Source organism: Streptomyces sp. NPDC085937 (assembly GCF_044540535.1).
Classification (GTDB): Bacteria; Actinomycetota; Actinomycetes; order Streptomycetales; family Streptomycetaceae; genus Streptomyces.
In genome coordinates, this window is sequence record NZ_JBITSH010000030.1 from 1 (window position 1) to 9,778 (window position 9,778).

At 72.3% G+C, this 9,778-nt stretch carries 6 protein-coding genes and 1 pseudogene; 3 read left to right on the forward strand and 4 right to left on the reverse strand.

The window, feature by feature from the left end; genetic code table 11:
* Positions 1–185 precede the first annotated feature (185 nt).
* The 3 genes from ACIF8S_RS33295 (at position 186) to ACIF8S_RS33305 (ending at position 3,346) form a co-directional block, all read left to right on the forward strand.
* Positions 186–614, forward strand: coding sequence for a MerR family transcriptional regulator (locus ACIF8S_RS33295; protein WP_400004268.1), 429 nt, complete (start codon positions 186–188; stop codon positions 612–614).
* A complete protein-coding gene (locus ACIF8S_RS33300; protein ID WP_400004270.1) occupies positions 611–934 on the forward strand; it encodes a thioredoxin family protein in 324 nt (107 codons plus the stop codon). Before ACIF8S_RS33295 ends, ACIF8S_RS33300 begins: the two co-directional genes overlap by 4 nt.
* Positions 935–1,114: 180 nt before the next feature.
* Entirely contained in the window at positions 1,115–3,346 is a 2,232-nt protein-coding gene (locus tag ACIF8S_RS33305; protein ID WP_400004272.1) for a HelD family protein, read from the forward strand.
* Positions 3,347–3,362: 16 nt separating this feature from the next.
* Here the strand turns inward: ACIF8S_RS33305 and glgB are convergent, their stop codons facing one another.
* The 4 genes and pseudogenes from glgB to ACIF8S_RS33325 all read right to left on the reverse strand — a co-directional run.
* Entirely contained in the window at positions 3,363–5,969 is a 2,607-nt protein-coding gene (glgB, locus tag ACIF8S_RS33310; RefSeq protein ID WP_400004274.1) for a 1,4-alpha-glucan branching enzyme, read from the reverse strand.
* Positions 5,970–6,001: 32 nt separating this feature from the next.
* Complete coding sequence (locus ACIF8S_RS33315) at positions 6,002–7,420, reverse strand: maltokinase (protein WP_400004275.1); 1,419 nt, start codon at positions 7,418–7,420, stop codon at positions 6,002–6,004.
* Between the two features lie 130 nt (positions 7,421–7,550).
* Positions 7,551–9,251: a maltose alpha-D-glucosyltransferase gene (gene treS, locus ACIF8S_RS33320; protein ID WP_400004277.1), complete on the reverse strand. Its 1,701-nt coding sequence runs from the start codon at positions 9,249–9,251 to the stop codon at positions 7,551–7,553.
* Positions 9,248–9,778, reverse strand: a pseudogene (locus ACIF8S_RS33325) (alpha-1,4-glucan--maltose-1-phosphate maltosyltransferase); the annotation flags it as partial. The pseudogene ACIF8S_RS33325 and the gene treS, both read right to left, overlap by 4 nt.

The window sequence follows — 9,778 nt, forward strand, 5'->3', positions numbered from 1 at the left end:
CCCCGGCGGGGGGGGCCCCCCGCCCCCCCCCCCCCCCGGGGGGCGGGCCCCCCGCCCCCCCCCCCCCCCGGGGCCCCCCGGGGCGGGGGGGGGGGCCCCCCCCCGGGGGGGCCCCCCCCCCCGGCCCCTCTCCGTCGTGAGACGCCCTTGCGTTGACGCCCACGTCAAGCCTTACGTTCGACGGCATGCGAATCGGCGAGCTGGCCGCACGCGCCGGGACCACCACGCGGACGCTGCGGTACTACGAGTCCCGCGGGCTGCTGCCCGCACGGCGGTCCGGCAACGGCTACCGGACCTACGACGAGGACGACCTGAAGCTGCTGCGGCAGATCCGCACGCTGCAGGACTTCGGGTTCGACCTGGAGGAGACCCGGCCCTTCGTGGAGTGCCTGCGGGCCGGGCACCCGGAGGGCGACTCCTGCCCGGCCTCGCTCCAGGTCTACCGGCGCAAGCTCGACGAGCTGGACGCGCTCATCGGCGAGCTGCGCGCGGTGCGGGCGACGGTCGGGCGGCAGCTGGAGCGGGCGGAGGCGGCGCGGGAGGCGCTGGCCGCCGACGCGACGGTCCCGGGAGGTCCGGAACCGGTGTGCGAACTGGGAGGGGGAGCGCGATGAGCGGTGTGCCCGAGGTGACGGACGCGGACTTCGCGGAGGAGGTGCTGGGGGCCGGTCTTCCGGTGCTGGTGGAGTTCACCGCCGACTGGTGCCCGCCGTGCCGGCAGATGGCGCCGGTGCTGCGGTCGCTGGCCGAGGCGGAGCAGGGCCGGCTGAAGGTGGTCCAGCTGAACGTGGACGCCAACCCGGAGACGACCAACGCCTACAAGGTGCTGTCCATGCCGACCTTCATGGTCTTCCAGGACGGGGAGCCGCTGCGGTCGATGGTGGGCGCGCGGGCGGAGCGGCGGCTGCGGGAGGAGCTGCGGGACGTGCTCTGACGCCCGCGGCCTCGCGCCGCGCGGACACGGAAAAGCCCCTGGGCAATTGCGCCCGGGGGCTCTCTCTGCGTATATTCGTGAATTCGCGACTTCGTTATCGGAAGTCGCGGAGAAGTTCAGTGAGCACAGTATATCCGGGCGGGAGCGGAATTGTCAAACACCGAATTTCCGGACGATGAATTGCGGCAGGAACAGGAATTCATCGACGGACTGTACGCACGGGTGGACCTCCTGCGCGGCGACGCCGAGGCCGGTGTGGCGGACGCCCTCGCCCAGGGCCACACCCCCCGGCAGGCCCGGCTGGAACGGGACATCCTGGTCGCCGAGCGCTCCGGGCTGCTCGCCGCGCTCAACGCGGTGGACGGTTCCCTCTGCTTCGGCCGGATCGACCTCACCTCCGGGCGGACCCACCACATCGGCCGCATCGGCCTGCGCGCCGACGACGCCGAACGCACCCCGGTCCTCATCGACTGGCGGGCCGGTGTCGCCCGCCCGTTCTACCTGGCGACCGGCCACACCCCGATGGGGCTGCGGCGACGCCGGCACATCGCCACCGAGGGCCGCCGGGTCACGGACCTGCACGACGAGATCCTCGACCTCGGCGACGAGACCCGCACCGGGCACGAGGACCCCACCGGCGACGCCGTGCTGCTCGCCGCGCTGAACTCCGCGCGCACCGGCCGCATGGGCGACATCGTGCGCACCATCCAGGCCGACCAGGACCGCATGATCCGCGCCCCGCACCGGGGCGTGATGGTGGTCGAGGGCGGCCCCGGCACCGGCAAGACCGCCGTCGCCCTGCACCGCGCCGCCTTCCTGCTCTACGAGCACCGCGAGCTGCTGGCCCGCCGCGCCGTCCTGATCGTCGGGCCCAACCCGGCGTTCCTCGGCTACATCGGTGAGGTGCTGCCGAGCCTCGGTGAGACCGGGGTGCTGCTGGCGACCGTCGGCGAGCTCTTCCCCGGGGTGCGCACCACCCGCACCGACACCCCGGAGGCCGCCGCCGTCAAGGGACGGGCGGAGATGGCCGACGTGCTCGCCGAGGTCGTACGCGACCGGCAGACGCTGCCCGACCCGGTCATCGCGATCGAGCACGACCGCGAGGTCCTGATGCTCGACGACGGTCTGGTGAACGTCGCCCGGGAACGCACCCGCGCCGCGAAACTGCCGCACAACGTGGCCCGCGAGCACTTCGAGGGGTACATCCTCAACACCCTCACCGACATGCTCGCCGAGCGCATCGGCACCGACCCCTACGACGGGTCCAGCCTGCTCGACCCGAGCGACGTCACCCAGATCCGCGACGAACTCGCCGAGAACCCCGAGGTGTGGTCCGCGATCGACCGGCTGTGGCCGCGGATCACCCCGCAGCGCCTGGTGGCGGACTTCCTCGCCGCCCCGGAGGGCCATCTCCCCGACGAGGACGCCGCCGCGATCCGCCGCCCGGTCACCCGGCACTGGACCGTCTCCGACGTGCCGCTGCTCGACGAGGCCGCCGAACTGCTCGGCGAGGACGACCGGCTCGCCCGCGAGCGCGCCGAACGCGAGCGGCAGCGGCAGATCGCCTACGCGCAGGGCGTGCTGGACGTCTCCTACGCCTCCCGCACCTTCGAGTTCGAGGACAAGGAGGAGGACGACCCCGAGTCCTCCGAGGTGCTGTCCGCCCACGACATCATCGACGCCGAGCGGTTCGCCGAGCGGCACGAGGAGGACGACCACCGCAGCGCCGCCGAGCGCGCCGCCGCCGACCGCACCTGGGCGTTCGGGCACATCATCGTGGACGAGGCACAAGAGCTCAGCCCGATGGCGTGGCGGCTCCTGATGCGGCGCAGCCCCACCCGGTCGATGACCCTCGTCGGCGACCCGGCGCAGACCTCGGAGGCGGGCGGCGTCGGCTCCTGGGAGGGCATCCTCGCCCCGTACGTCGAGGACCGCTGGGAGCACCACCGGCTCGGCGTCAACTACCGCACCCCCGCGGAGATCATGGACGTCGCCGCCGCCGTGGTGCGCGCCGAGCACCCCGGCTTCGAGCCGCCCAGCTCGGTGCGCGCCACCGGGGTGCGGCCGTGGGCCCGCGCCACCGACGACCTGCCCGGCGCCACCGCCGAGGCGGTCGCGGAACTCACCCCCGAGGAGGGCCGCCTCGCGGTCGTCGCCCCGCGTGAGCTGCACCGCGCCCTGGCCGCCCGCCTGGACGGGGTGACCGCCGGGGCCGAGCCGGACCTCACCCACCAGGTGGTGCTGCTGGAACCGCGCCAGGCCAAGGGGCTGGAGTTCGACTCGGTGCTGGTGGTGGAGCCGGGCCGCTACGGCACCAGCGACCTGTACGTGGCGCTCACCCGCGCCACCCAGCGGCTCGGCGTGCTGCACACCGAGCCGCTCCCGGAGCCGCTGGCGAAGGCCCTGGCGTAACCGCCACGGCCCTCCGTCACGCAGGACGCAGCCACACCGTCGCCAGGGGCGGCAGGGTCAGCCGGATGCTCGCCGGCCGGCCGTGCCACCCCTGCGGCTCCGGCTTGACCGGGTCCGGGTTGGTGACGCCACCGCCGCCGTAGCGGGCCTGGTCGGTGTTCAGGACCTCGTGCCAGGCGGGCACGTCGTCCGGGACCCCGATCCGGTAGTCGTGCCGGACCACCGGCGCGAAGTGGCACACCGCGAGCAGCGGGGAGCCGTCGGCGTCGTACCGCAGGAACGCGAGCACGTTGTCGTCGGCGGCGTCCCCGGTCACCCAGCGGAAGCCGGACGGCTCGGTGTCGTTCTGCCACAGCGCCGGGGTGGAGCGGTAGACGGTGTTCAGGTCGCGTACCAGGTCGCGTACCCCGCGGTGGTCGGCCTCCGCGCCGTAGTGCGGGTCCAGCAGCCACCAGTCCGGGCCGTGCGCCTCCGACCACTCCGCGCCCTGCGCGAACTCCTGCCCCATGAAGAGGAGCTGCTTGCCCGGGTGGGCCCACATGTAGCCGAGGTAGGCGCGCAGGTCGGCGCGCCGGCGCCACCAGTCGCCCGGCATCTTCGACACCAGGGACCCCTTGCCGTGCACCACCTCGTCGTGGGAGATCGGCAGCACGTAGTTCTCGCTGTACGCGTACACCATCGAGAAGGTCATCTCGCCGTGGTGGTACGCGCGGTGCACCGGCTCGTGGCTCATGTACTCCAGCGAGTCGTGCATCCAGCCCATGTTCCACTTCAGGCCGAAACCGAGCCCGCCGAAGCCGCTGGGGCCGCGGTGGTGGGTGGCCCGGGTGACGCCGTCCCAGGCGGTGGACTCCTCGGCGATCGTCACCACCCCCGGCACCCTGCGGTACACGGTCGCGTTCATCTCCTGCAGGAAAACCACCGCGTCCAGGTTCTCCCGGCCGCCGTGCTCGTTCGGCGTCCATTCACCGGGCTCACGCGAGTAGTCGAGGTAGAGCATCGAGGCGACGGCGTCGACGCGCAGCCCGTCGATGTGGAACTCCTCGCACCAGTACAGGGCGTTGGCCACGAGGAAGTTGCGCACCTCGCGCCGCCCGAAGTCGAACTCCAGGGTGCCCCAGTCGGGGTGCGCGGCACGCAGCGGATCGGAGTGCTCGTACAGCGGGCGGCCGTCGAACTCGGCCAGCGCCCACTCGTCGCGCGGGAAGTGCGCGGGCACCCAGTCCATGATCACGCCGATGCCCGCCCGGTGCAGCGCGTCCACCAGGTACCTGAAGTCGTCGGGGGTGCCGAGCCGGGCCGTCGGCGCGTAGAAACCGGTGACCTGGTAGCCCCAGGACCCGCCGAAGGGGTGCTCGGCGACCGGCATCAGCTCCACGTGCGTGAACCCGAGGTCCTTGACGTACGCGGGAAGCTGCTCGGCGAGCTGCCGGTAGGTGAGGCCCGGACGCCAGGACGCCAGGTGCACCTCGTACACGGAGAACGGCGCCCGGTGCGCGGGCAGCTCCGCCCGCCGCTCCAGCCACTCCGTGTCGCCCCACTCGTACCGCGAGGACGTCACGATCGACGACGTGGCCGGGGGCACCTCGGTACGGCGGGCCATCGGGTCGGCGCGCAGGGTCTTCGACCCGTCGGGGCGGGTGATCTCGAACTTGTACAGCTCGCCCTCGCCGATCCCCGGCACGAACAGCTCCCACACCCCGGTCGAGCCCAGCGACCGCATCGGGAAGGCGGTGCCGTCCCAGAAGTTGAAGGAGCCCGCCACCCGCACCCCGCGCGCGTTCGGCGCCCACACCGAGAAACGGGTGCCGGTCACGCCCTGGTGGGTCATCGGGTGCGCGCCCAGTACCGTCCACAGCTCCTCGTGCCGGCCCTCACCGATCAGGTGCAGGTCCAGCTCGCCCAGCGTGGGCAGGAAGCGGTAGGCGTCCTCGGTGTCCAGCTCCGCCTCCTCGTACGTGACGAGCAGCCGGTACGCCGGGACCTCGCGCAGCGGCAGCAGCCCCGAGAAGAAGCCGTCGCCGTCGTCGTGCAGGGCGACGGACATCCCCCCGGACACGACGGTCACCGCCCGCGCGTACGGCCGGAACGCCCGGAAGGCCACCCCGCCGGGCACCGGGTGCGCGCCCAGCACGGAGTGCGGGGCGTGGTGCCACCCGGCCAGCAGCCGCTCCCGGTCACCGGCGTCCACGGCGGGCGACACGGCGATCTCCGCCTCCGGAGGCGCGTGCCGCACGGCCGCCTCCGGCGCGGGTGCCGGTGCCGTCCGCGCGGTGTCCCCGACACGGCTCCCGGCCGCCGCCCCGGCAGACGGCTTCCTACCGGCCGGCGCCTTGCCGACCGTCTTCTCGGCCACCTTCCCGGCCGCCTTCCGTGCCGTCTTCCCGGCCGTCTTCTTTGCGGCCGCCTTCTGGACCGTGGCCTTGGCCGCCGGGGCGCTCTTCGCCGCGGCGGCGGCCGTCTTCTTCGCGGGCGTCTTGCGCGCGGCGGACTTCTTCGCCGCGGCCGTCGCGGGCTGTTTCTTCGCGGCCGGCTTCTTCCGCGCGGGCGTCGGCGGCTCGGTGCGCCGCTGCTCGGCCGGCTGCTCCGGATGCGAACCGCTGGACTCGGGGCGGGGGGTCACGGGCGAAGCCTCCTGGACGCGGGTCGGGTGGGTCAGGTCGGGTCGGACGACGCCAGCCGGCGCAGGGCGGCCAGCGGCACGGGCAGCCAGTCGGGTCGGTGCCGGGCCTCGTACACCGCCTCGTAGACCGCCTTGTCGGTCTCGTACGCGCGCAGCAGCACCGGCTCGGTGCGCGGGTCGCGGCCCGCGGCCTCGGCGTATCCGGCGCAGTACGCGGCCCGGCAGTGCGTGGCCCAGTCCGGCTGCGGCGGGTCCACGGAACGCGCCGCGTAGTCGAAGGACCGCAGCATGCCGGCCACGTCCCGGACCACCGGCTGCGGCATCCGGCGCTCGGCCAGCGGCCGGGCCGGCTCCCCCTCGAAGTCGATCAGCGACCAGGTGCCGGCCGGGGAGCGCAGGCACTGCCCGAGGTGCAGGTCGCCGTGCACCCGCTGGGCGGTCCAGGTGCGGCCCTCGGAGGCCAGGTCGTCCAGCGCCGTGTACGCGGAGCGCAGCCCGTCCGCGTACGGCCGCAGCGCCGGTACCGCGTGCACGGCCGCCTCCAGCCGCTCGGTCATGCCGTCGACCAGGGTGCGCAGCTGGGCGTGGCCCAGGGTGACCGTCGGCAGCGCACGCGCCAACGCGGTGTGCACCTCGGCGGTGGCCCGTCCGAGGGCCCGGGCCTCGGTGACGAAGTCCTCCCCCTTGGCCAGCTCCCGCAGCGCCAGCTCCCAGCCGTCCGTGGCGCCCTGCACGAAGGGCTGCAGCACACCCAGCACGTACGGCTCGGCCGCGTGCGGGGGACCGGCGGTGTCTTCCGCGTCGGCGACCATCCACGCCGTGGGCGGGGGAACCCGGGGGCAGCCCTCGCGGGCCAGCGCCAGCGGCAGCTCCAGGTCCGGGTTGACGCCGGGCACCACCCGGCGCAGCAGCTTCAGGACGAAGGCGTCCCCGTAGACGACCGACGAGTTCGACTGCTCGACGGTCATCAGGCGCGGCACCAGCCCGGGCCGGATGTCCTGGCGGGGGTCCCGCTCGAAACGAAGCCCGCCGATCCGGGCCTGGGTGCGCAGGGCCTCCAGGAGCAGGTCGGCGGGCCGGGTGTCGTGCAGAGCCTCGTAGACCGTGTGTCCGGCCAGGGGGCCCCGCGTCACATGACCGATCAGCGCGGGCGCCAGCCGGGGCGGCAGCGCCTCGCGCACGCCTATGAACAGCTGGTAGCAGTCACCGGGCTGCTCCTGGCCGCCGTGGCCGGGCTGGAGCGGCTGGTGGGCGCGCACCAGCAGGTGGTAGAGGCCCAGCTTGGCGGTGGGCGGCAGCAGCTCGGTGGCCGCGACCAGGTCGAACCCGGTGACCGGGCGCCCCTTGCCCGCGAACCAGCGCTGTCTCGGCAGCCATTCCCGCAACAGTGGATCCAGTGACGCAAGGAGGCCGGGCGGGGTCGTGACAGTGCGTGTGACGGCTTCCGACATGGCGTCGCGTCCTTTCCCCTCTGTCGGCGCGCCGCGGGGCGCCGCCGGTGGGCGGGGTGTTACTCATGCGTGCCCCGGGCGGGGCGGGGGAAACCGCCCCGCCCGGGGTTCCGGGTCCTGTCGTCAGGACCTAGGCGGCGTCCTTGCGGAGCCGGAACCAGTAGAAGCCGTGGCCCCCGAGGGTCATCAGGTACGGCAGTTCGCCCACGGCCGGGAAACGCACCCCGCCGAACAGCTCCACCGGGTGCCGTCCCTCGAAGGCACTGAGATCCAGCTCGGTGGGCTGTGCGAAGCGGGAGAAGTTGTTGACACAGAGCACCAGGTCGTCCTCGTACTCGCGGAGGAAGGCGAGGACGGCCGGGTTGGAGGAGGGCAGCTCGGTGTAGGAGCCGAGGCCGAACGCCTTGTTCTGCTTACGGATCTCGATCATGCGCCGGGTCCAGTGCAGCAGCGACGACGGTGAGGCCATGGACGCCTCGACGTTGGTGACCTGGTAGCCGTAGACCGGGTCCATGATCGTGGGCAGGTAGAGGCGGCCGGGGTCGGAGGAGGAGAAGCCCGCGTTACGGTCCGGGGTCCACTGCATGGGGGTGCGGACGGCGTCGCGGTCGCCGAGCCAGATGTTGTCGCCCATGCCGATCTCGTCGCCGTAGTAGATGATCGGCGAGCCGGGCAGGGACAGCAGCAGGGCGTTGAACAGTTCGATCTGGTTGCGGTCGTTGTCCAGCAGCGGGGCGAGACGACGGCGGATGCCGATGTTGGCGCGCATGCGGGGGTCCTTGGCGTACTCCGCCCACATGTAGTCGCGTTCCTCGTCGGTGACCATCTCCAGGGTCAGCTCGTCGTGGTTGCGCAGGAAGATGCCCCACTGACAGCCCGACGGGATGGCGGGGGTCTTGGCGAGGATCTCGGAGACGGGGTAGCGGGACTCGCGGCGGACGGCCATGAAGATGCGGGGCATGACGGGGAAGTGGAAGGCCATGTGGCATTCGTCGCCGCCGGCGGCGTAGTCGCCGAAGTAGTCGACGACGTCCTCCGGCCACTGGTTGGCCTCCGCCAGCACCACCGTGTCCGGGTACTGGGTGTCGATCTCCTTGCGGACCCGCTTCAGGAACGCGTGGGTCTCCGGGAGGTTCTCGCAGTTCGTCCCTTCCCGCTGGTACAGATACGGCACCGCGTCCAGCCGGAACCCGTCGATGCCGAGGTCCAGCCAGAACTTCAGCGCGGAGATCATCTCCTCCTGGACCGCCGGGTTCTCGTAGTTGAGGTCCGGCTGGTGCGAGAAGAACCGGTGCCAGTAGTACTGCTTGCGCACCGGGTCGTACGTCCAGTTCGACGCCTCGGTGTCGACGAAGATGATCCGGGCGTCCTGGAACTGCTTGTCGTCGTCGGCCCACACGTAGTAGTCGCCGTAAGGGCCGTCAGGGTCCTTCCGGGACTCCTGGAACCACGGGTGCTGGTCGCTGGTGTGGTTCATGACGAAGTCGATGATCACGCGCATGCCGCGCTGATGGGCCGAGTCGACGAACTCGACGAAGTCGGCGAGGTCACCGAACTCCGGCAGGACGGCGGTGTAGTCGGCGACGTCGTAACCGCCGTCGCGCAGCGGTGACTTGAAGAAGGGCGGCAGCCACAGGCAGTCGACGCCCAGCCACTGCAGGTAGTCCAGCTTGGCGGTCAGACCTTTCAGGTCGCCGACGCCGTCACCGTTGCTGTCCTGGAAGGAGCGGACGAGGACCTCGTAGAAGACGGCGCGTTTGAACCAGTCGGGGTCCCGGTCCTTGGCGGGGGTGTCCTCGAAGGTGTCCGGGACGGGTTCGTTGACGCTCATGTGGCGGATGACCCTCCGATCTGCGGGGTGGACGGTCGCAGAGCCGTGCTGTGCGTCCCGGGAGGCTCCTCCTCGGACCCCCCGCCGACGACGAGTACATGTGCCCCGCCCGGGCCGAGACGCACATAGTTGGCACTGCCCCATCGATAGGTCTCGCCGGTGAGCTCGTCGCGCACCGGCACCGACTCGTGCCACTCCAGGCCGAGTTGCGGCATGTCCAACGAGACCGTGGCCTCCTGGGTGTGCGAGGTGTCCAGGTTGGCGACCACCAGGACCGTGTTGTCGCCCCGGCGCTTCGAGTACGCGATGACCTCGTCCTTGTCCGCCTGGTGGAAGTGGATGTCGCGCAGTTGCCGCAGGGCCGGGTTCTCCCGTCGGAGGGTGTTGAGCCGGGTGAGGAGGGGGGCGATGGTGCGGCCCTCGCGGGCGGCGGCGTCCCAGTCGCGGGGTTTGAGCTGGTACTTCTCGCTGTCGAGGTACTCCTCGCTGCCCTCGCGCAGCGGGGTGTTCTCGCACAGTTCGTAGCC

What these genes read in the sequence shown, in the direction of transcription:
- treS (WP_400004277.1), bottom strand. Translation starts at nt 9,251, where the DNA reads ATGAGCGTCAACGAACCCGTCCCGGACACCTTCGAGGACACCCCCGCC.
- ACIF8S_RS33300 (WP_400004270.1), top strand. Translation starts at nt 611, where the DNA reads ATGAGCGGTGTGCCCGAGGTGACGGACGCGGACTTCGCGGAGGAGGTG.
- ACIF8S_RS33315 (WP_400004275.1), bottom strand. Translation starts at nt 7,420, where the DNA reads ATGTCGGAAGCCGTCACACGCACTGTCACGACCCCGCCCGGCCTCCTT.
- ACIF8S_RS33295 (WP_400004268.1), top strand. Translation starts at nt 186, where the DNA reads ATGCGAATCGGCGAGCTGGCCGCACGCGCCGGGACCACCACGCGGACG.